The organism is Paenibacillus sp. FSL F4-0087 (assembly GCF_038020215.1).
Lineage (GTDB): Bacteria > Bacillota > Bacilli > Paenibacillales > Paenibacillaceae > Paenibacillus > Paenibacillus taichungensis.
In genome coordinates this window covers 1,868,246-1,889,528 of record NZ_JBBODJ010000001.1, presented here as the reverse complement: position 1 = coordinate 1,889,528, position 21,283 = coordinate 1,868,246, and the positions used below count along the sequence as shown (strand labels likewise).

At 45.6% G+C, this 21,283-nt stretch carries 20 protein-coding genes; 11 read left to right on the top strand and 9 right to left on the bottom strand.

All coding sequences use genetic code 11. The annotated features are described in order from the left end of the window. Nucleotides 1–11: 11 nt before the first annotated feature. A complete protein-coding gene (locus MHB84_RS08880) occupies nucleotides 12–1,043 on the top strand; it encodes a LacI family DNA-binding transcriptional regulator (protein ID WP_076291662.1) in 1,032 nt (343 codons plus the stop codon). A 33-nt stretch (nucleotides 1,044–1,076) separates the two neighbouring features. Next, nucleotides 1,077–1,580: an MgtC/SapB family protein gene (locus tag MHB84_RS08875; protein WP_083679106.1), complete on the top strand. Its 504-nt coding sequence runs from the start codon at nucleotides 1,077–1,079 to the stop codon at nucleotides 1,578–1,580. Between the two features lie 104 nt (nucleotides 1,581–1,684). Here the strand turns inward: MHB84_RS08875 and MHB84_RS08870 are convergent, their stop codons facing one another. Next, on the bottom strand, nucleotides 1,685–1,897 hold the full coding sequence (locus MHB84_RS08870) for a DUF6366 family protein (RefSeq protein WP_076291663.1): 213 nt from the start codon (nucleotides 1,895–1,897) through the stop codon (nucleotides 1,685–1,687). 119 nt (nucleotides 1,898–2,016) lie between these two features. Next, on the bottom strand, nucleotides 2,017–2,283 hold the full coding sequence (locus MHB84_RS08865; RefSeq protein WP_143764826.1) for a hypothetical protein: 267 nt from the start codon (nucleotides 2,281–2,283) through the stop codon (nucleotides 2,017–2,019). Nucleotides 2,284–2,576: 293 nt separating this feature from the next. On the opposite strand from MHB84_RS08865, the gene MHB84_RS08860 reads away from it, so the two are divergent. The 3 genes from MHB84_RS08860 to MHB84_RS08850 all read left to right on the top strand — a co-directional run bounded on the left by MHB84_RS08860 (nucleotide 2,577) and on the right by MHB84_RS08850 (nucleotide 4,288). After that, nucleotides 2,577–3,056, top strand: coding sequence for a GyrI-like domain-containing protein (locus MHB84_RS08860; protein WP_076291665.1), 480 nt, complete (start codon nucleotides 2,577–2,579; stop codon nucleotides 3,054–3,056). Nucleotides 3,057–3,395: 339 nt separating this feature from the next. Next, entirely contained in the window at nucleotides 3,396–3,845 is a 450-nt protein-coding gene (locus tag MHB84_RS08855; protein ID WP_076291666.1) for a hypothetical protein, read from the top strand. Further along, nucleotides 3,842–4,288, top strand: a complete 447-nt coding sequence (locus MHB84_RS08850; protein WP_076291667.1) for a hypothetical protein — start codon at nucleotides 3,842–3,844, stop codon at nucleotides 4,286–4,288. The genes MHB84_RS08855 and MHB84_RS08850 overlap by 4 nt, the downstream gene beginning before the upstream one ends. A gap of 97 nt (nucleotides 4,289–4,385) precedes the next feature. Here MHB84_RS08850 and MHB84_RS08845 read toward each other — a convergent pair whose 3' ends face one another. The 5 genes from MHB84_RS08845 to MHB84_RS08825 form a co-directional block, all read right to left on the bottom strand. Further along, nucleotides 4,386–5,597: an alginate O-acetyltransferase AlgX-related protein gene (locus MHB84_RS08845; protein WP_076291668.1), complete on the bottom strand. Its 1,212-nt coding sequence runs from the start codon at nucleotides 5,595–5,597 to the stop codon at nucleotides 4,386–4,388. A gap of 14 nt (nucleotides 5,598–5,611) precedes the next feature. After that, entirely contained in the window at nucleotides 5,612–7,033 is a 1,422-nt protein-coding gene (locus tag MHB84_RS08840; protein ID WP_076291669.1) for an MBOAT family O-acyltransferase, read from the bottom strand. A 118-nt stretch (nucleotides 7,034–7,151) separates the two neighbouring features. Then, a complete protein-coding gene (locus MHB84_RS08835) occupies nucleotides 7,152–8,303 on the bottom strand; it encodes a hypothetical protein (protein ID WP_076291670.1) in 1,152 nt (383 codons plus the stop codon). Between the two features lie 17 nt (nucleotides 8,304–8,320). After that, entirely contained in the window at nucleotides 8,321–10,600 is a 2,280-nt protein-coding gene (locus MHB84_RS08830) for a glycosyltransferase (protein WP_143764827.1), read from the bottom strand. Between the two features lie 388 nt (nucleotides 10,601–10,988). Continuing rightward, a complete protein-coding gene (locus tag MHB84_RS08825; protein WP_024631266.1) occupies nucleotides 10,989–11,393 on the bottom strand; it encodes a CBS domain-containing protein in 405 nt (134 codons plus the stop codon). 141 nt (nucleotides 11,394–11,534) lie between these two features. On the opposite strand from MHB84_RS08825, the gene pbp4 reads away from it, so the two are divergent. Next, nucleotides 11,535–13,622 carry a penicillin-binding protein PBP4(5) gene (gene pbp4, locus MHB84_RS08820; RefSeq protein ID WP_076291671.1) on the top strand — a complete coding sequence of 696 codons (2,088 nt, stop codon included), beginning with the start codon at nucleotides 11,535–11,537 and terminating at the stop codon, nucleotides 13,620–13,622. Nucleotides 13,623–13,725: 103 nt separating this feature from the next. On the opposite strand, the gene MHB84_RS08815 is transcribed toward pbp4, so the two are convergent. Beyond that, nucleotides 13,726–14,481 carry a class I SAM-dependent methyltransferase gene (locus MHB84_RS08815; protein ID WP_076291672.1) on the bottom strand — a complete coding sequence of 252 codons (756 nt, stop codon included), beginning with the start codon at nucleotides 14,479–14,481 and terminating at the stop codon, nucleotides 13,726–13,728. A 273-nt stretch (nucleotides 14,482–14,754) separates the two neighbouring features. Here MHB84_RS08815 and MHB84_RS08810 point away from each other — a divergent pair, with 273 nt between their 5' ends. The 5 genes from MHB84_RS08810 to MHB84_RS08790 all read left to right on the top strand — a co-directional run bounded on the left by MHB84_RS08810 (nucleotide 14,755) and on the right by MHB84_RS08790 (nucleotide 19,771). After that, nucleotides 14,755–15,174, top strand: coding sequence for a VOC family protein (locus MHB84_RS08810; protein WP_076291692.1), 420 nt, complete (start codon nucleotides 14,755–14,757; stop codon nucleotides 15,172–15,174). A 221-nt stretch (nucleotides 15,175–15,395) separates the two neighbouring features. Further along, on the top strand, nucleotides 15,396–16,640 hold the full coding sequence (locus MHB84_RS08805) for an FxLYD domain-containing protein (RefSeq protein WP_076291673.1): 1,245 nt from the start codon (nucleotides 15,396–15,398) through the stop codon (nucleotides 16,638–16,640). 14 nt (nucleotides 16,641–16,654) lie between these two features. Then, nucleotides 16,655–17,797, top strand: a complete 1,143-nt coding sequence (locus MHB84_RS08800; protein WP_076291674.1) for a trypsin-like peptidase domain-containing protein — start codon at nucleotides 16,655–16,657, stop codon at nucleotides 17,795–17,797. A gap of 120 nt (nucleotides 17,798–17,917) precedes the next feature. After that, a complete protein-coding gene (locus MHB84_RS08795; protein WP_076291693.1) occupies nucleotides 17,918–18,517 on the top strand; it encodes a TetR/AcrR family transcriptional regulator in 600 nt (199 codons plus the stop codon). A gap of 33 nt (nucleotides 18,518–18,550) precedes the next feature. Further along, nucleotides 18,551–19,771, top strand: a complete 1,221-nt coding sequence (locus MHB84_RS08790) for an MFS transporter (protein WP_076291675.1) — start codon at nucleotides 18,551–18,553, stop codon at nucleotides 19,769–19,771. A gap of 97 nt (nucleotides 19,772–19,868) precedes the next feature. On the opposite strand, the gene MHB84_RS08785 is transcribed toward MHB84_RS08790, so the two are convergent. Next, nucleotides 19,869–21,278 carry a glycoside hydrolase family 1 protein gene (locus tag MHB84_RS08785; RefSeq protein ID WP_076291676.1) on the bottom strand — a complete coding sequence of 470 codons (1,410 nt, stop codon included), beginning with the start codon at nucleotides 21,276–21,278 and terminating at the stop codon, nucleotides 19,869–19,871. Nucleotides 21,279–21,283 lie beyond the last annotated feature (5 nt).

Below are 21,283 nucleotides of genomic sequence, written 5' to 3'. Positions count from 1 at the left end.
GGTTGTTCCTAATGGCAAAGATTGATGATGTAGCCCGTCTGGCGGGTGTATCCAAGGGAACGGTATCCAACGTATTCAGCCAGAAAAGGCCAACGAGCAAAAGAGTAACCGAGAAAGTACTGCAAATTTCGAAGGAATTGAATTACGTGCCGAATCACATTGCAAGAAGCTTGGTCACCAAGAAAACAATGGCGATCGGGCTTACCATTCCGCACGGAAAATTCTTTTTCAGCGTGTTCCATAATCAGTTTATCAATGGTGTCATTCTGGAAGCTTCCAATTACGGATATCGGGTGCTTCTGGACATGATTGCTGCCGAAGAGGTGAAGACACCTTCACTTGCGAGTTATCCTATTGACGGGGCCATTGTGCTGGGACCAACAGAAGAGGATGACCGGATCAATCTGCTGTATCAGCATGACATTCCGTTCGTCACGATCGGCAAAATCATTAACAAGGGACTTCAGGGTGTATCTACCGTCAATAATGATAATAAACAGGTCATGCGCGATATTTGCGATTATTTGCTTGGACTGGGGCATCGGAACATCATGTTTCTGAACGCCGGGGAGCAGATGACTGTTTCCATTGAGCGGTCGGAAGAGTTCGTCCGGGTACTGCAGGAGCATGGTGTGACGATCCAGCCCGGAATGATCCATTACAAACCAGGTATTCATTCAGACAAGTATATTAAATACGGCTATGATGAGACATTTCATAATGTGAAGAACCCCATGGGCAGGGTTACGGCCATTATTGCAGATGACGACCGTACTGCATTTAGCGCTCTTAATGCCATTAACGATGCGGGTCTTCGTGTGCCGGAAGATATCTCATTGTTTGTAATCTGCGGTGATCAGTCCATGATGCATCAGGTAAGACCTTCGTTGACGGGAATGGATTTGCAACCATCGGAGCTGGGTGTTCAGTCGGTAAGGCTGCTTATGCATAAGCTGGGTATTTTGGAGGGATCGTACGAGAATAACAGGATCGTGCCTAGCAAAATAATAGAAAGAAACTCTTGTTCCTCGATCAAGAATTAGCAAGAATGAGTTTCGGATGTTGTGAGGTTAAATATGATAACGTTTACATCCTGGATGGGCAACTCTGTACCTTTTGAATATTATGTCCGAATTCTGATCAGTGCTGTGCTCGGGCTGTTAATCGGATTCGATCGGACCCATAAGAACAAACCGGCGGGCGTAAAGACGTATACATTTGTCACGGTCGCTTCTGCACTCATTACAATCGTATCCATTGAGAGTGTTGAAGTGTACGGACAGCTGCATAACCGAACGATGATGGACCCGATGCGTCTGGCGGCTCAAATCGTCTCGGGCCTTGGTTTTCTCGGAGCAGGACTCATTATGAAGGCCGGATTTGAAGTGAAAGGTTTGACATCGGCAGCGATGATCCTATTTGCAGGTGGGGTCGGTATTGGTACGGGAGCCGGTTTCTACGGAATTGTGACCTTTTCGATGGCGGTAGCTTTCTTTTTCATCCGGGTTGGGGGTTGGATTGAGAAGTGGGAGCACAAGAAGCTGGTGGCAAAGGGAGAAAAGAAAGACTTGAGTGCTTAAATGGTTGAGTATTTTCTGCAAACGAATAAGCGTATTCAATGGAAAGCTTTGAATACGCTTATTTATTCACATAGCGAAGAATGCATAGTTATCCCAATCCTTATTTAGGATACTAATTTATAAATTACATACCCTAGTACCAATAATATAATGAGGATTCCAGTGCCTTTCCATCCCAAACCTCCAACTAAATCTGCGAAGCTTCCAAATTGAGCACGATTTACGCCATCACCCAACGTACCCATGGGGTTTCCCTTTAATTCTTCTTGTCTCAGACGTTCTCTTTTTTCTTCAGGTGTTTCTTCTCGAAAATCCATGTAACCACCCCTGAAATATGTTTTTTTGGTAAACAGAACCTATATTCAAAAAGAGCACAGGTGATCCGAAGTAAGTCAGGAACGCTTTGTGCTCTTGTTGTATTCAAATGATGTAGGAGTTATGGTTCGATACTAAGATCGAAATTGGGTTCGCACATATACCCCTTTTTATCCACATCAATCGTAAATTCCACATCATAGCTTACGTGAAACTCTTCCTTGTACGTTCCCTTCATCATCTTCATCGCATCAAAGTATGATCCGAATTCGGGATCTTCCATATAGGGAATGGCAATGAGTTCAGCGTTAATGTGATGAGTAATCTCGCTGTTGCTGGAAACACCCGTATTAAAATTGGTAGGCTGAAGGTCAATTGACCCAATCATGCTCCCGGGGAAACCGGGACTGCAACTTATTCGCATAGTCATCTCCTTCGTCGTTAGTTAATCATTAGACGAAAAAATGAAGGTAAAGTTGCTCCAGAATTAGGAAATTAAGGCTGGATATGAATGAAGCTATTTCCAATCGTCTTGCTCTTTTGATACAGTATTTATAGTAAAACCCGTGGGGATATATTGTTTATGCAACAATCACTTCAGGAACTCCTGCGGAATGCGCGTGCGTAGGCACGTTTCGGTTAGATACTAATAATTCGTTCATTCTGAAAGGAGCCGATCCCATGAATGTGAAAGATAACTTAATTGAACAGCAGTCTCTAACTTTCGTAGGCATTAAAAGAACGTTCTCTTGTGTGGATGGCGAGAATTTGAGAGAGATTCCAAAGATGTGGCAGGAAGCTTTGGCGGACGGAATAGAAGATCGTTTAAACGAATTTAATAACGGGGCCGTGTCCGGTTTGGTCGGCATTTGTATAGATCAGAGGGAATTACACAGAGGTCAAATGGAATATTGGATCGCAACTTCACACTCCGGGGAAGTGCCAGAGGGTTTGTTCTCAATAGAGATTCCCGCGTCCCACTGGATGGTATTTGAAGCTGATGAATTGGCGCCAGAAGCGATACAGCGGTTGTGGAAGTATATTATGAGCGAATGGTTCGGAGCCACCCCTTACAAGCACGCAGGAATTCCGGAACTTGAGGTTTACCCTGGTCAGGGTCTTCCTCCTCAAGTATGGATACCTGTTAAACCGTTATCGTGATTTAATGCATAACAGGCTAGGTTATATCGTTATATAGGTAAAGATCAACTATATCAATTGAACTAAACTTTTATACGATAACGGAGAGGACAGAAATAACCTGAAGAAGCGGAGCTAAAAGCATTCTGAAAGAAAGCTGCATCGGAAGCATACGCTTCGCCTTTATCCCCGGATTTTCCCCTTTAAAAAGGGAATCCAAAAAATCTGGGGATAACAGCGATCGGAAGGTTGTTCTGTCATCGGAGTGCCACGTGTAAATAATCTTTAGTTCAATTTATATTGTACCAGAGGGTTTATTCATCATGGCTACATCATGTTCGATTCATTAGGAGGCTTAATATGTTATCCAATAAAGTGATTGATTATTGTCAAAATCAGGGCTGGTGGCATGAAGATGTGCCAGCAGAGTACGAAGAAGCTTTACGTAAACTGGGTATTGATCTTGCATCTGATTTTGCACATTTTTATTTGCATGCTGATGATGGTCCGACCTTTTACAGCAGACATCAGGAAATCTATCAGATCTGCTGGGTTATGGAAAACACCGTATATCTGGAGGACATGACGGTGGCTCAACTTACGTTGGGATTGCCAGAAGCCTACATCCCGCTGGACAGCTTTGAGGGCGAGGGTGGATTCTTTTATAACCGCCAAACGGGAGATGTGGCTCTGGTGGAGCTTGGTGAATCGATCGAACGTTTCCTGAGCGGTGAAAGCACACCGCAGTGGGCGAACTTCAATAACTTTCTGGAATGGTATTTCGAACTGGAGGAGGAGGTTACGGAGTGAAAGATTTGACGCCGGAGCATCCCGAACTGGAGAGACAAATTATTGAAACGGTAGAAGCAGGCAATGTTCTGGATGAAACGCAGCAGCATGAGCAAGCCCTGATCTATTATGATCAGGCTTGGGGGATGCTGCCCGAGCCGAAGACCGACTGGGAAATGGCAAGCTGGATCGCTTCCTGTCACGTGAATGCACATATGGACATGGGGCAGTACGCGCTGGCGAAGCCTTGGGCAGAAATAGCACTGCAAACACGAAGTTCGGATATTAATACCGGGCCGTGGATTGAGCTGGGTATAGTCTGCATGAAGCTAGAGCAGCATGATGAAGCTTTTGCAAATTTGGACCTGGCGTATGCATATGGCAAGGAAAGAGCATTTCAAGGAAGCCCGCGTGATGTCTTGCAATATTATAAGGAACAGAAGGCGAAGCGTGAACGAAACTGATTCTATTGGTTTAAAAAAGGGTACCCTGTCTGCCAGCTCATTGGCTGTGGGGTACCCTTTCTTTCGAATTTATATAGATGAATGAACCTCCACCGAGTTAATCTTTCGATCCGTAAGGGAAAAATTCATCTACGAGATCCTGCGGCGATATGGACACAAAGACGTGATCCAATTCGGTTTTGCTGGCGAAATCTACGATGTCTCCCGTATAATAACGTGGATCAATCAGGTAAATCTCGGACACGACGGTCGACAGGAAGGAGATCATCGGCACTGCGAGAGAGTCCTTGATGAACAGTACCTTGAGTCCGTTCGGTTTGTCTTTGTTCACCACATGAACGATTCCCTGATTTCCGTACAGGTACGTAAAGTACTTGTCAGCGGTTAGATCATAGGTAGCTCCTTGCACATTCAGCGGATAGGTTGTAAGCAGCGCATCCTCAAAGCGGCCGTTCAGTGTGGCTTCCGTCTCTCCGGTTTTGAAATAGAAGGAATAGTCCGTTTTGAACTTCGGATAAATCAGGTCAAAGTCATCGTCACCAGCAAAGTATTTCCCGGCTTTTCGACCCTGTGATCCAATGAAAATATCCTGATATGGAACCACATTATAGTTATTTAAGTCCGTGAAATAATGATCCGGGTCCAGCGGCTTGTCGTACATGCCGTCCAGATGATTCACCAGCTGGCCAAAGGCCCAGAACGCGGTCTTGATTTTCCAGTGGTGATCTGTGGTGAAAAAGAGATCCTTTGCCGGAATACCACTCTCCAACAGACCTTCGCGCAGATCCACCGTATCGATGCCATCCTGCTTAAGATTGGTCAGAAAGCCGTCGGCTGTTTCGTTGTTATAATTGTAAGGAATGCCTTCCGGGAACTGGGTATACCCACGTACGTATTTGTCTGGTGTCATCACATAGGTCAGTTTAGTTTTGGGGTCCAAATGTGCTCCCAGCGCTGCAACCCGATCCGACAGATCTTTCGTATCCGTTGGCCCTGTAGCGAAGTAGGTATAGTGCAGCTTGCCTTCCATGTCTTTTACGACTTCGAAGTTGTTCTCCTCGTTCTTCCACATGAGTGACTGCATATATCCGTACGCTTCCACGAAGCCGAACTTATCGAAGACATGTTCATTAATGTCGTTATCCAGTTCGTGAATCAGTTCTTTGGCTTCAGAAAAATGGAAGTCCGCTGAAGCCAGCGTCTTTTGGATCGGCCCGAAGGATTGAATAATGTTCAGAACAGAGAATGTCACGAGCACGAGAATGAAGAGGAAAGCCGTGATTCTCTTTTTGGCAAAAAAGTTGTGCATGGTTGTGCCTTCTCTCAGAAATTGAAATAAATAAACGGATTGTATGTACCTTTGACCAGATACGATACACAGACCAGAAATAAAACGATGATCGTGACCGGGTACACCAGTTCCAATGGTTTGCTGAAACGTGCGCCGTCGACCATCAGTTTGTTCATTCTCGTGGCAATCGGCATGCAGAACAGAATACCGAGGATGAAGAAGAGTGCATACTCTTTCAGAAACATCCAGGTTGTATCACTCCAGAATCCATTGCCGTACAGTCCGAACATGTTGCCCAGATAGTTGCCAGCTTGCAGCAGATCCGGTGAACGGAAGATCACCCACCCGATGACCACAATAAACATGGCATAGAGATGCCGCAGCGGGTTGAAGCGGGTACCTTTATCAAAGTTAGAGATTTTCTCCAGCGCAATGAACGCGAAGTTAATTAATCCCCAAACTACAAATGTCCACTCCGCACCATGCCACACGCCAGTCAATCCCCAGACGATGAGCAGATTGCGAATCATTTTATCCTTGTTAGTGACACGTGATCCACCGAGTGGGAAATAGACATATTCCTTGAACCAAGTGCCGAGCGAGATATGCCAGCGGCGCCAAAATTCAGTGATGGACCGGGAGATATACGGATATCTGAAGTTCTCTTCGAACTTGAATCCGAACATGAGGGCGAGACCAATGGCCATATCGGAGTATCCTGAGAAATCAAAATAAATCTGCAACGTATAGGCGATGGCTCCAAGCCATGCCAGACTTGCTGGAATTTCTGAGGTCCCACCCATGCTGAAGATATGATCCGCGACAATCGCCATGCTGTTGGATAACAGCACCTTTTTACCCAGACCCACAATGAAACGGCAGCAGCCCAGTGCGAACTTGTCCCAACTTTCCTTACGGTTGACCATCTGATCTGCAATCGTGTTATAGCGCAGAATCGGTCCGGCAACGAGCTGAGGGAAGAAGGAGATATATAGCGCCACATAAAAGAGATTCTTTTGCACGGCACCATGTCCGCGATACACGTCAATGACGTAGGAAATTCCGTGGAAGGTGAAGAACGAGATCCCTAGCGGTAACGCAATATTCGGGATATTTAGGCCAAAGCTTGTATTCTCATTCACAATACGAAGTGCAAAAGCCATGTATTTAAAGACGAACAGCATACCCAGATTGACGATAAGCATCAACGTAATGATGGTGTACGCGGCATTCCTTCGTTCCCTGAACTTGTCCACAAGCAGGGCGAAGATATAGTTGAAACAGATGGAGGCCAGCATGATGAGGACAAACCACGGTTCACCCCATGCATAGAAGAACAGGCTGGCAACCAGCAGCAGCATGTTTTTGGCCGTAACCGAGAATCTCAGTATGTAATACAGCCCCAGAACAAGCGGCAGGAAATAAAATAGAAAGATTACACTGGAAAAGAGCACTGCCTTTCCTCCTTGAGGATCATATAAGGGAGCACGTTGTATCAATTGATGCAACATGCTCAATTAAAAATAGACAGACACCCGCATCTTAGGATGCGAGTTGGTCTGCAAGGTTCGTTTACATGCGAAAAGGTCGCCGTGCTTGTCGATCATTGCGGGAACGTCGCTTTCTGGCACCCTGGGCATTCCGTTGTCTTCTCCACATCCAGTAGAGGACGAGTCCATGGATTCCGGCAGCTGTTAACAAGAGACGAATAAACCATCCCACCGATGTTTTCATCAGTGGGTCGGCAGGGCTGAGCACCTTGGTCACTTCAGATGGGTCAGGAATAGAACGTGGCGTCCCGTCTTTCTCCTGAACATTCATCGCTGAAGAGCGATCCAGCATGACGGTCTTTGTCAGATTCCATTTGCCATTCACAAGTGCACGTATGGTGGCCTGCTCAGCATCGACATCGGTATGCAGCGTCAGCAGTCCATCCGGTGTAATGGATGCTCCCTGAACGGGGGTGTTGAGCTGGAATTTTACATCGGGCGTTTCTTCTGAGGAAGATTGAACACCGTATTGGACAATGGATTCACCAGCTACGGGCTTCACCACACGTTCGTCACCAGTCATTTGCAAGGTGGTGAGCCCATTCTCCACAACAGCTTGCTTCTTGGACAATGGCTTGATGTTGCCGATGCGGAAGCTCAGCTTGGCGTTTTCGGGAGTTGTGGTTGTAATGCCCCAGCCAATGACTTTACCCAAGTTCACCTGACCTGCCGTGCTGGCCTTGTCCTGGACCATTAGGCTGGAAAAGGGGATGCGGATTTGTCCGACAAATCCCGGTTCCAATGCAATCAGGCCAGATAACGGACGAACCAGTTCAGCGTGTCCGGTTGATTTCTCGACTACGATGACGTTTCGATCATCAGACACAGTAAGGGAGGTTTTATCCGCTCGGGTCAGTACGATATTAAGAGGCAACCTTCGGTCCGATTCATTGCGGATGGAGAAGGTCAAAGCCCCATATCCTGACCAGTCTCGATTCTGCAGCTCATAAACGTAGGCCGAATAGTATCCTTTTTTGAGCCCCTGCGTGGAGGTCTTAATCTGAATACTGCCTTGGTTATCAACGCTGGCGTCTACCTTGGCTCCATTGTTCCATTCATGGAGTGTACTCCCACTGACCTTAAGCTGCTCTGCCTGAACAGCCTGGATGGGATACATGTTCCATAACACAACAAGACTAGCAACAAGTGTAAGTTGTTTCCACTTCTTGATCATGCTTTCTTGCCTCCCCTCTATAAATAAGCCATCTCGTTCAGTTCGTCTGGAGAGATGTTGTTTTTGCCCTGGGATGCAGAGCCTGTTTTACCCAACTGAATATGTTCCTTATTCCACTGTTTCAGCAGAGCTTCCAAGGTTGGCATCTGATGGTTGCGAGCAATATCACGAATATTGGTCACACGGTACAAATTGCCTCGTTTGTTACGTAGGGACTGTACCCACATGCATTTCAGTGAGATGTCTTCGCTAAGCGAAAGTTGGATCTCATTGGCCAAATCATGATGCTCCATCTCCACCAGGACGAATTCATAGTTGAAATCCATCAATGTCACGATTCCATGATCTGCCGTTGGCAATTCGCGATTTAGCGCAATTCGTGCCAGCTTCCGGTTGGACATGAATTCACTCTGACCCCGACGTACAAAATTCAGGCGAATGTCTTCAAATGTACTGATATCCTTGTCCAGCTTCTGTGGCAGCGTAGGTTCGCGATCATAGATGATGTGCAGCAGCTGGCGCTGCTCTTGTTCCGTGATATCCTTAACGGTAAAAGCATATTTCCAACGGTTTCCGATCGAAGCGACATGTGCCACCTTGCCTGTAAACTCGCTTGAATACCGGTCATTTACCAGTTTAATGCCAATATCCATATCACTTGGAATGTACTTCGGTGTATCCAGCATGACGGAAATACCGCCTTCCGAAAGATCATGGGTGATGCAGGAGATGATCTCCCCTTCCGTTGTGAGCGTGCAATCCACGGCAGCCATTGAGCGCTCGTGATTGCGGAACACTTTGCGTCCAGCCAGGAAGAAGATCGACATCATGATGTTGTAGAGATTGATCAACAACCAATACAGCACAACGAGGAAACCAATCGTTCCTTGGCTAAATGTCCAGTGGATACAATTAACGATTCCGATAATGGATAGTACCGCCAGAATCAGATGAGGAATCATCTGTTTAATCTGATAGTTCCGATCATCATTTTGCGCACCGTCTTTGCGGGTAACGACGAATTTGTTCATCGTGATGCCCAGAGTTTCCAGAATGACGGCGGGCAGAAGGGAAGGGAACAGAATGGTCTCATATACATTGGTCCATTTGGTGGTCCGAATATTGCCGGATAACATTCGCAGGCAGGTGTTGGTCAACAGATACATCGGCAACCAGAACACAAGAATCTCCAGAATGGTACATTTCACAACCAGAACGCCGAACATGGCAAACAGTATGGGTGACATGATGTACAGCAGTCGTTTTAACCCGGAGTACCAGTAGGTAATGGAAGAAATGTAGTTCAGTTTTTGAGCAAAACTAAGTCCCTTTTTGAAGAGAAGGTTCATTTTTTTACCTGTCTGAATACAACCGCGCGCCCAGCGCTGACGCTGTTTAATCAGACTTTTCAGATCACCGGGAGCAAGTCCGGAGGCCAGTACTTTATTGGTAGCGAAGCAGCGATACCCTTTGCTTTGCATTTCAATACCAGTGGCGAAATCCTCTGTAATGGAACCGGTATAGAAACCGCCGACGTCTTCCAGTGCCTGTCTGGAGAGTACGGTATTTGTTCCGCCATAGATGACGGAATTGGATTTGTTGCGACCTACTTGTACGTCCCGATAGAAATAATCCTGTTCATTCGGTATCCGGTTCTCGGAGTACAGATTGTACTGGAACTGATCCGGATTATAGAAACTCTGTGGTGTTTGCACAAAACCAATTTTTTCTCCGGTCAGAAAATAGGGAACGCACGACGTCAGAAAATCATGTTTTGGAATCATATCTGCATCAAAGGTGACGATTAGCGGGGAAGACGTATGCTTCATGGCATTGTTCAGGTTACCCGCCTTGGCATGTACATGCTCTGTTCGCGTAAGGTAGTTGATACCCAGGTGCGCAGCCAGGTCCCGCATCTCGGGACGGTTCGAGTCATCACACAGATGGATATGTACTTTGGAGCGATCAGGATAATCCATGTTCAGACAGCCATTAATCGTTTTGAACAGAAGCGAAGTGGGTTCATTATAAGTTGCGATAAATACATCCACATCCGGATATAAGGCTTCGTCAACAACGGGAAGTTCGGGATATTCGAGCCGGGTCATATTGTAAAAATGGACGGCGAGTTCGAACATACCTATAAGTTCGACAATGAGGAGGGCAAGACCTGCGGTTACAGCGAGAGGGCCATGTCCAAAAGGAATGGTGAAAAATGTACGCCAAATGACGTAAATACAAGACATAATCACAGTAGCTGTGACAAGTATCTTGTTGCGTGTACTTAAGTAGTTCAAGTGAATACCTCTTCCTGATTTTTCTGAGTAGTGCCGCCTATCGGAATAAAAAGAATGTGATCATTGTACTAAATGATTCTGAACAAATTCTGAAAAAAGAGATAGGACCTCGAAAAATATAGAACCTTAGGTTCAATTTTTGATGGTTAATTTTGTCGTATCATAATAATTATTGTAGTTATTTGTCGAAAATTGCGCAATATGTTTATTTGTTTTTTTCGCATAAATGAAAGTAGAGGCCGGATGTTATCTGAAAACACAAAAATGACGAGCTCAATGTGCAATATCATTAAGTTAAGTAACTTAATGATATTGCCCCAAGGACTCGTCATTTCTGTTTCAGTCTTCTGCCATTGTGATCAGCAAAAGGCATATATTCATTTCAAATTTAGTCGGAGATGTTGCGCGTATAATACTCAATAATATCCTTGCGACGGATAATACCGAGGAAGACACGGTCCACATCCACCACAGGCACAAAGTTTTGATCTGCTGCCAGCGTCAGCATATCTTCCATTTCTGCCTTAATAAAGACACATTCATTATATACACGGTTGTCGATCTCATGCACTTGGACCTGATCCATCGTCTCAAATGTCAGTCCAGGAGTGCTCCGCATTTTCCATAACAAATCGCCTTCGGACAGGGTGGCAACATATTTTCCATCCTGGTCAATCACGGGAATGGCGGTATAATGCTGCAATTCAAGCTGCTCGATCGCATCTTTCATGGAAGCGGAAGACTTGATATAGGCCACTTCGGCTTTGGGGAGTAAAAAATAGCTGATTTCCATCATCGGGCTCCTTTACTGTAATCTCACTCTCCTTATTTAAACATATTATGTGAGCTTTCGGCTATTTTTAATGATAAATTCGTCAGATTTGTTCCATTGTTTAATTGAGGCTGGAAATCTATAGTGTATATTAGAGGTGATATGATGAAATCGAAACGTAAAATTATTTATGGACTGCTTCCCATCTTATTTGCCGGTGGAATCGGAATGTACTTATACATGCAGAATAGCAAAACAGAGGAAGTAAAGCCCGAGGTAACCGCTAATCAGTACATAGAGCATTTGCAAAAGAAAGAATTTGATCAACTGTATACCTTGATGACACCTGCTTCATTGAAAGAATCCGGTATGAACCGTGAGCAATTTGTGGAAAAATACAATGCAATCTATTCGGGTATGGAGGTTTCTGCGATTAAAGCAGAATTGAAACCGAAAGTAATCGAAGAGACAACGGATGGCAAGGGTAATGAAAATAAAAACGAAAACCCGGATGCCTATGAAGTGGACTACAGTCTGCAGTTAACGACTTTCCTGGGGGAAGTGGATGAGACACATACACTGAAACTGGTGCGTGAAGAGCTTGAGGAGGGTGGCAAAGTCTGGCGGATCAACTGGAAGCCATCCATGATTCTGACTGACATGGTCAAGGGAAGCAAAGTTCGGGTGAGAACCCTTTTCCCGGAACGTGGAGACATTGTTGATCGTGAAGGGCTGCCCCTCGCAACAAAAGGAAATATATATGAATGGGGTATCATACCTGAGAAGTTGGGAGAAAATCCAGAGGCGATGATCGCCCGGATCGCGGAGCATTACAAAGTAACAGAAGCTATGATTAACACCGCGCTTGCACAGAAATGGGTGAAGCCAGAATATTTTGTCCCGATTGCTTCAACAGAAGACTCCCGGGTGCCTACAGCACTGGCTAGTGTGCAAGTTCAATCCAAGGAAATACGATATTATCCTCTTGGTGAGGCTGCTGCTCATCTAATCGGTTATGTGCGCAAGGCCACCAAGGAAGATTTGGAGAAAGATACGGAAGGCTATTATCGTGCGGAAGATTGGATTGGCAAAGCCGGACTGGAGCAATCCTTGGAGAAACAGCTTCGCGGCGAACGAGGTGGCCTGATCGAGATCACCGATGAATCTGGAAACACTCGCTCTGAGCTTATTCGCAAGGATGCAGTGGATGGAGAGAATATTCAACTGACGATAAGCTCTGAGCAACAGCGCAAGTTGTATAAGACATTATCGAGTGGCGGTGACGCCGGAGCAATGGTGCTGATGAACCCAACGGATGGTAATTTGCTGGCACTGGCAAGTGCGCCCGCCTATAATCCGAACAAGATGGTTACGGGACTGACACAGGCAGAGTGGGATGCCTATTCAGCAGATGAGAAGCTTCCTTTTATCAACAGGTTTATCAATCGTTATGCACCAGGTTCAACCTTCAAAGCCATTACGGCAGCTGCAGGTCTGATGGAGAAGGTTACCACCGCGGACAAATCGCATGATATCTCTGGTCTGCAATGGCGCAAGGATGAGAGCTGGGGCGGTTACTATGTGAAACGTGTGAAAAGTGTATCTCCGGTGAACATGGTTGATGCGCTGGTCTACTCGGACAATATTTATTTTGCGAAGGAAGCCGTAGAGATGGGCAGCGCCAAGTTCATAGATGGCATCCAGAAGTTCGGTTTTGGAGACAACTTTGGACTGGATGAACTGTATCTGAAACCAAGTCAGTATGCAAACGAGGCTCATCTCGATCTATCATCCGAGGTGCTGCTCGCTGACACGTCCTATGGACAGGGAGAAATGTTGATGTCACCAATCCATCTGGCGTCCTCCTTCACCCCTTTTGTTAATGAAGGAAAAATGGTGAAGCCCGTACTGATAGAGGAAAAGGAAACAGTCGAACCGGAAGTTGTGATTACGCCTGAAGTGGCAAATACGGTGAAGGATGCATTGAGCGAGGTTGTGACCCGATCGGGAGGAACGGCTCATTCCTTGAACTCACTCCCTGAAGGACTGGCGGCCAAGACAGGGACTGCCGAGCTGAAGGCCAAGAAGGGTGAAAAAGGACAGGAGAACGGATTTGTCGTGGTGTTCGATACCGAATCACCATCCTTCCTTATAGCCGCAGTCATTGAACAAGTGAACGGTAGAGGCGGCAGTCATTATGTTTTGGATAAATTAAAGCCTTTCCTGGAGAAAAAGGGAGTAATACAGTAATTGGATTGCGATTTACGATGTATCTTTGTATTTGAAGAGCCCATCCACCATTCATGTTACTAAAATGGCGAATGGGCTTTATTTTGCCTTTATGTTATAAGATTTATTTCCGAGCAGTCAGCATAAAACGTTCCGAGTTCGTTCGAATCCCTTTATCGCAGCGATTTTGCTCAACAAACTGTTGGAAACGCTTGAAGTCAGATTCCTTCTCTCCAAAACCGGGAATGATCGGTGCGTGGGTCAACAGGAAAAGCAGATCATCAGGCGTGGCGTAATATTCTGTTGCATTATATTCGTGTGTCTCAATGTCACGAAAACCCGCTTCGCGAAGCTCACGTTTGTATCGTTCCATTAATGTGCCAGGCTGAACATCTGAGGCTTGACCACGGCCAAAGGCATTTTTTACATTATATTTATCATGTTCACTGACTTGTTGGGTAAGGAATACACCGCCATCGTCCAATACCCTGAATACTTCTGTAGCGCAGAAGTCGCAGTGTCTGGAGGACACTACATTGAAGAATTGATCTGGAAATGTCAGTTGTTCTGCATTCATATGCACAAAACGGACATTCGAACGGGAACCAGATGCCTTGAGATTACGCTGGGCAGTCTCAATCATTCCACGGGAAAGGTCGATTCCAACCAATAATAGTGCGGCATCCGCGATGGAAAGAACAGCTTCTCCCCCACCTGTGCCAATATCAAGCAATAGATCAGACGGTTCGGTGCAGCGTATAACTTCCTCGTAGAAATTCCATTTGATTCCCTCTGAAGTCACTTTCAGGGAGCTGAAGTCCCAGCCATTCAATCGCCCAATACGTTCGTAAAAAGTAGTATAGTCCATCTTTTTCTTCATTATATGATTCCTCCAATGTGAGTTCTTGATTCTAGACAGATGTTGTGCCAAATCGTTACGATTAGATGCCGAACAGGCTCAAAAGGGCAGACGTATCCCATGTTAGCTGGTACGCGTTTTGACCCAGCCCGACGACTAATTACTTCGAACGATTCGGAATAACATCCGTTTCACCTCACAGTCTGGAATATCGTTATTATATTGAATTGACAGCGTATACGCGAGATGTTATTTTGAGGTGAAATCCATTCTATTAGATTGAGGTGATCGATGGTGGCTGTTCGCGCTAAGCAGATATTTGTTAATTTGCCCGTTAAGGATTTGAAGAGGTCCGTTGATTTTTTTACCAAAGTAGGGTTTGAGTTCAATGCGAACTTTACAGACGAATCTGCAACCTGCATGATCATTGGAGACAACATCTATGCGATGCTGCTGGTGGAGGATCGTTTTCAATCGTTTATTTCGAAAAAAATATCCAATGCAGCGGACACGGCAGAAGTCATCGTAGCCTTGTCGGTGGAGAGTCGTGAACAGGTCGATCTGATTGTACAAGCTGCCCTGGATGCTGGCGGCAAACCGTATAACGATCCTCAAGATCATGGGTTTATGTATGGGTGGAGTTTTCAGGACCCGGATGATCATCTGTGGGAAGTTTCCTATATGGATCTAAGCAGCTTTCCTACGCAAGAATAGAATACATTAGTTAATCAGTGCCTTCCTATGAACAGGGAGGTACTTTTTGCGTTCATATATCTGAATCATACATAATTACATAATCATTTCGATTTGGAGGAATAGACACCGGATTTATCCGAATAACTTATGGTGTAATTTACCTTTTTACTATATGATAAGTGTCGATTCATGTAAAAATAGCATAGTATACATACGTTCTTTTTGATGGAGGGATCAGGGTGTATTGTCACGTATGTGGGACTAAAAGCAATCCAGGGGACAGCACATGTAGAAAGTGTAGAACGAAATTAAAAGATTCAAGCTCTACCGATGAACAGATTTGGGCAGAAACAGCAGTTGGTCTGGAAAGTGGAACAGGAAAAGCGCTAGATCAGTTATCCAGACAGCAGCAGTCTGCACCGAAGCAGAGCAATACGGCACAAGGCCGAGCATTTAGCTGGATTATTCCACTGCTTCTGGCAGCGGTGATGGGGGCCTTGTTGACTTATTATTACAAACAGGAGATAGGGATCAATGCGGAGGTAAAATCACTGCATCAACAGGCGGAGCAGGCTGCCTTAGATGGTAAATATCAAGAGGCGCTTCAACTTCTGGATTCGGCTCTTGCGAAACGGCCCAATGTTGATGGCCTTGTGAAGGATCGCCAAATTACAGCCAAAGCCTTCAATCTGATGAATCAGCTGAACGAAGCTGCGACAAGTTTGAAAACGGGAAAACTTGCTGCCGGTGACAAGACACTTCAGGCTGTAGCAAAAGTGTTGAAAGAGCGAGAAGAACCGGTTTTTGCCAAGGTGCGTACGACTCTAAACAACAACAAGGTGACACTGGCTGTCCTGAAGGTGAAGAAAGAAATCGATAGTTTGACAACCGTACAGGCACTTGCTGAGAAATTGGACACGGTATCAAAATTGAAAGGCAAGGAAGCAGAGGCGGTTCAGAAACAAATCATCGACAAGCTGGCTGGACTTAGCTATAAGCAAGCTGAACAGCAAGTGAAGAAAAAGGATTTTACGGCTGCATTGCAAACTGTTGATCAGGGACTGTCCTACGCGCCCGAGGATGACAAACTGACAGCATATCGCGAAAGGGTGCTGAGCGAGAAGAAGGCTTTTGAAAAAGCAGAAGCTGAACGAATTCAACTTGCTGAGCAACAAGCGGCAGAAGAAGACTTGAAAAACCGCACAGCAGCGGTGAGCATTGTAGACGTAGAAGCGACGCTTGATATGTATGGCGACCTGTATATTAGCGGCTCAATCATGAATAATGCCACTCGGCCTATCTCTTCCGTGACGGTTATGTTGGACATCTACAGCTCAGACGGGGCATATCTCGGTCAAACCTATGCGGATGTGTACCCAAGCTGGCTGGATGTAGGGGATCAGGGATTTTTTGAAACGTATTATTACGGTGTGTACGAGGAAGCTGAAGTTTCTGTAGTGAACGCAACGTGGTATCTGGAATAGGAGGACAGGTTGGAATGGCCAAACGAACATGGAGTACGATTATATCCAGTGCAATCATTATTGGAGCAGGAGCAGGAGGGGTGTTCTGGATTCATCAGTATTCAGCAGATCAACTGCAGGATGGACCAAGACTGGCTGTTGTCACTACGAAGGAAACGGCAACTACAGCGTCTAAACCGTCCTCCCAGACAACCGTGAAGAAAACACGTAAACAGATTATTGAAGAGAGTCAGAAGAAAGTGGTTACGATTGAAAGCAGCAGCGGACTGGGTTCCGGTTTTCTCTACAATGATCAGGGGGATGTGGTAACCAATGCTCACGTGGTGGAGGGCTCGAAAGAAGTAACGATTCGAACCCTGAATCATGAGGAGTATAGAGGAACCGTTATCGGGATTGGAGAAGAGACGGATATTGCTGTCGTCAGGGTGCCTGATCTGAAAAAAGTTAAACCGCTGCCTATCGCCAAATCCAAAGCGGAGACGGGAGATGAGGTTCTCGCTCTGGGCAGTCCGCTAGGTCTGGAGAACACCGTAACTACAGGCATTATCAGCGGTGTTAGTCGCAGCTTCGAAATTGCCCCGTATATCTATAGTAATCTGTATCAAATCTCGGCGCCCATTACACACGGCAATAGTGGTGGCCCACTGATCAGTGCGGACACCGGTGAAGTATTGGGCATTAATTCAGCCGTTGTGGAGCAGGAAGGCGGAATCGGGTTCAGCATTCCGATCACCAGCGTATTGAAGCAGGTCCAGGCCTGGTCTGAGAAACCATCATCTAAAACGGCGGTTCAGACGAGTGGCAGTCAGGGAGCAGACTCAGCTTCTTTGGAAGCGGAGGGTCTGGTGACCGAATTTTATATGAACCTGAATCTGAATGACTATGTTACCGCCTATGCCTTGCTTGGCAGTGAGTGGCAGAGCGGTATAAGTTATGCCAAGTTCCGTGAAGGTTACATCAACACCAGTTATGTTACCATCGCCGAAGTTTCGTCCTCGGATAAGTCAAATGATGAAATAGAGGTCACTGCGGTTATTACAGCGGATGAACGAAAAGATGGTGAATTGGTCACCACGAAATATAAAGTTACGTATCAAGTCGGTTATGAAAATGGACAACTGAAAATACTTCATGGCCAAGGGAAAAAAGTGAAATAAAGATGTGAAGGGAGAATGGGCGCTAAGCCGATTCTCCTTTTTGATTGCTTAAGTTTGATGCTTCTGTTAAAATACAGAACGAACGTTCAGTATGCAAGAGGTGGAGTGAAATGTATGAGTATGAATAAAAAGCAAATTCAAACCGAGCAGACCAAGAAGAAACTTGCGGATGCCTCAAGAGCTCTTTTTGTGCAAAAAGGGTATAAAGCAACTTCCATTGAAGATATTGTGACTGCGACAGGCAGCAGCAAAGGCAATATCTATTACCATTTTAAAAGTAAGGAAGGCCTCTTTCTGTATCTGATTGATGAGTGGGATCGGGAATGGGAAGAAAATTGGGCGGCCAAGGAACATTTGTATAATACGTCTACAGAAAAGATCTACGGCTTGGCAGAACAATTAATCCTCGACGATATGAATCACCCGCTAACCAAGGCTGCAGATGAGTTCTTTACGGGGGAAAAGAAAGAAAATGATATTGAAGAACGCATAGCTTTGATGTTTGAGCGGCATATTCAATTTAACAAACAATTGGTGGAACAGGGGATAGAGAGCGGAGAGTTCAATGCGGACAACGCTGACAATCTTGCGCTCATTCTGGAAAGTACCATTATTGGACTTAGTCAGCTGTCGCGCGGAATGGAGCCAGAACAGGCTCTTGCCTTGTACCGCCAAGCGGCTAGCGTATTCTTGTATGGAATAGCAAAAGATAAAGCTTAAGGCAACATTTTGACAACTACGGAGGATGGAATCATGGCATTACTTACACGGAACAGGGGCGCATTGCTGCTGTTAATGTTTAATATTTTTCTCGTTTTTACAGGTATAGGTCTTGTGGTACCTATTATGCCTGCGTACATGGATCTACTGCATATCACCGGGTTCACGGTTGGTTTGCTGGTAGCAGCATTCTCCTTCACGCAGTTTCTATTTTCTCCAGTTGCGGGCCGTTGGTCTGACATCTTGGGACGTAAAAAAATTATTGTTGGCGGGATGTTAATCTTTGCTGTATCGGAGTTTATGTTTGGTGCTGTGAATGCACCATCGCTGCTCTTCGCAGCCCGGATGCTTGGAGGGATCGGTGCAGCGATGATCTTCCCAGCAGTAATGGCCTATACCGCAGATATTACGACAGAAGAAGAACGCGGTAAAGGCATGGGATTAATTAATGCCGCAATTACTACAGGATTTATCATTGGTCCGGGGATCGGCGGATATATCGCTGACTTTGGTATTCGGATTCCTTTCTATGCCGCAGGTATTGCGGGTTTGCTGGCATCTATCATTACGTTGATTATTTTGCCGGAATCGACCAGAATTACCGGAGAGCAAACCAAACCTGTTGCGGGTGCACCGAAGGTCAAAAGCCCGGGCATGGTTTCCCAGTTGCTGCATTCGTACCGGGAGCCTTACTTTTTCAGCTTGATTATCGTGTTTGTTATGGCATTTGGTCTGGCGAACTATGAGACGGTATTTTCACTGTTTGTGGATCACAAGTTTGGTTTCACGACAAAAGACATTGCATTCATTATTACGTTTGGTTCCATTGCGGGAGCCGTGGTGCAGGTCTCACTGATTGGCTGGCTGTTAAATCGGTTTGGTGAGAAAAAAGTCATTTCGGTCTGTTTGCTTTTTGTAGCCGTATTTGTACTGTTAACCTTGTTTGTGAACACCTACTGGATGATTCTTGTCGTAACGTTTATCGTGTTCCTAGGTATGGATATATTGCGTCCGGCAATCAGTACGCAGATGTCCAAACTGGCGGAAGAACAGCAAGGCTTTGTGGCCGGATTGAACTCAGCCTACACAAGTTTGGGCAATATCGCAGGTCCCATTGTAGCGGGAGCATTGTTTGATGTGAATATCAACTATCCTTACGTTTCAGCAGCTTTTGTTCTGGCAATCTGTTTCCTATTATCTCTGCGGGTGTTAAGAGGAGTTAACTCCACAGGCAACGCCAAAGCAGAAATGTAATCCTGATTTGAATAAGAATGCGTGAGTGAACCAACACAAAAAGCCAGTCGGCTACACATGAACGATGTGTAAACGACTGGCTTTTTAATTTACAGTATTAACGGACTTCTCCATTGGTTTCAATCAGTTTTTGATACCAGTGGAAGCTCTGTTTGCGGATACGTCTTAATTCCTTGATATCGAATTCTTCCCGATCCACGTAGATGAATCCATAACGTTTGCTTGATCCTTGATGTGTGCTGACCAGGTCAATCGCAGACCAAGGGCAGAAGCCGAATACATCTACACCGTCTGTAATAGCCAGTTGAATCTGTTCGATATGTTTATTGAAAAACTCGATGCGGTAAGGGTCGTTGACCACGTCGCCTTCCTCCAGTTTATCAAATGCACCCAGACCATTCTCGGTAACGATCAATGGCAGATGATAACGGGAGTAAATCTGACGAAGGGTAGAGCGGAAGCCGACCGGATCAATTTCCCAACCAAACTCCGTTTTTTGCAGGTTCGGATTCACAGATCCTCTATATGCACCCGGTTCTCCTACGATTTCGTGCTGATCTCCTGTATGGGAGAAGTCATTACCATCGTTTAGACTTTCACCAACGGTTTGGGAAGTATAGTAGTTGAACGCAATAAAGTCAGGGTTTCCTTGAGCCAGGATATCCATGTCTCCATCTTCAATGACAGGGGTATATCCTTTTTCTTCGAGATAACTCCAGGCAATATGATTGTAGCGTCCATATACCGCCATATCGAGATAGAGCCAGTTGCGAATGGCAGCATAGTTATCAGCAGCGAGCGTATCTTCCGGTTTGGAGCTCGCGGGATAGATTACACCGATATTGGGAGCCGGGCCGATTTTGGCTTCAGGCAGCATCTCATGACACAGGACCATGGCTTTGGCTTGAGCGACCAGCATGTGGTGATTTTGCTGATACAGTGTTTTTTGCGGATCAACAAGCGTTGTATCCAGTGTACCCAGAGAGCCAGGATGTAGGATCAACATATTTTGTTCGTTGATGGTCAGCCAATATTTGACCCGGTCACCGTAGTTCTCATAAAGCGTTTTGGCATATTGTTCAAAGGCATCTATCGTTGCGCGGTTGGACCAGCCCCCTTTTTCTTCAAGCGCATAAGGAAGATCAAAGTGATACATGGTCACGATGGGCTCAATGCCGTATTTAATCAACTCATCAATCAAGGAATCATAAAATGCCAGCCCTTTTGGATTTACTTCACCTGCGCCTTGCGGATAGATGCGAGTCCATGCAATGGAGAAACGGTAGGCTTTGAAGCCCATTTCGGCCATAAGGGCCACATCTTCTTTGTACATATGATAGTGATCACTGGTTACCTTGAAGTCGGTTACGCCTTCCACATGATTGCCCATGTCGATGACAGAAGGGCCTTTGCCATCTTCATTCCAGGCTCCCTCAATTTGATAGGCAGAGGTTGAACCTCCCCAGAAGAAATCTTTAGGAAATGGTTTAAGTTGAGTATGCTTCATTGTTA

What these genes read in the sequence shown, in the direction of transcription:
- pbp4 (WP_076291671.1), top strand. Translation starts at nt 11,535, where the DNA reads ATGATGAAATCGAAACGTAAAATTATTTATGGACTGCTTCCCATCTTA.
- MHB84_RS08865 (WP_143764826.1), bottom strand. Translation starts at nt 2,283, where the DNA reads ATGATTGGGTCAATTGACCTTCAGCCTACCAATTTTAATACGGGTGTT.
- MHB84_RS08815 (WP_076291672.1), bottom strand. Translation starts at nt 14,481, where the DNA reads ATGAAGAAAAAGATGGACTATACTACTTTTTACGAACGTATTGGGCGA.
- MHB84_RS08845 (WP_076291668.1), bottom strand. Translation starts at nt 5,597, where the DNA reads ATGCACAACTTTTTTGCCAAAAAGAGAATCACGGCTTTCCTCTTCATT.
- MHB84_RS08880 (WP_076291662.1), top strand. Translation starts at nt 12, where the DNA reads ATGGCAAAGATTGATGATGTAGCCCGTCTGGCGGGTGTATCCAAGGGA.
- MHB84_RS08825 (WP_024631266.1), bottom strand. Translation starts at nt 11,393, where the DNA reads ATGGAAATCAGCTATTTTTTACTCCCCAAAGCCGAAGTGGCCTATATC.
- MHB84_RS08785 (WP_076291676.1), bottom strand. Translation starts at nt 21,278, where the DNA reads ATGAAGCATACTCAACTTAAACCATTTCCTAAAGATTTCTTCTGGGGA.
- MHB84_RS08870 (WP_076291663.1), bottom strand. Translation starts at nt 1,897, where the DNA reads ATGGATTTTCGAGAAGAAACACCTGAAGAAAAAAGAGAACGTCTGAGA.
- MHB84_RS08855 (WP_076291666.1), top strand. Translation starts at nt 3,396, where the DNA reads ATGTTATCCAATAAAGTGATTGATTATTGTCAAAATCAGGGCTGGTGG.
- MHB84_RS08835 (WP_076291670.1), bottom strand. Translation starts at nt 8,303, where the DNA reads ATGATCAAGAAGTGGAAACAACTTACACTTGTTGCTAGTCTTGTTGTG.
- MHB84_RS08875 (WP_083679106.1), top strand. Translation starts at nt 1,077, where the DNA reads ATGATAACGTTTACATCCTGGATGGGCAACTCTGTACCTTTTGAATAT.
- MHB84_RS08790 (WP_076291675.1), top strand. Translation starts at nt 18,551, where the DNA reads ATGGCATTACTTACACGGAACAGGGGCGCATTGCTGCTGTTAATGTTT.
- MHB84_RS08795 (WP_076291693.1), top strand. Translation starts at nt 17,918, where the DNA reads ATGAATAAAAAGCAAATTCAAACCGAGCAGACCAAGAAGAAACTTGCG.
- MHB84_RS08800 (WP_076291674.1), top strand. Translation starts at nt 16,655, where the DNA reads ATGGCCAAACGAACATGGAGTACGATTATATCCAGTGCAATCATTATT.
- MHB84_RS08860 (WP_076291665.1), top strand. Translation starts at nt 2,577, where the DNA reads ATGAATGTGAAAGATAACTTAATTGAACAGCAGTCTCTAACTTTCGTA.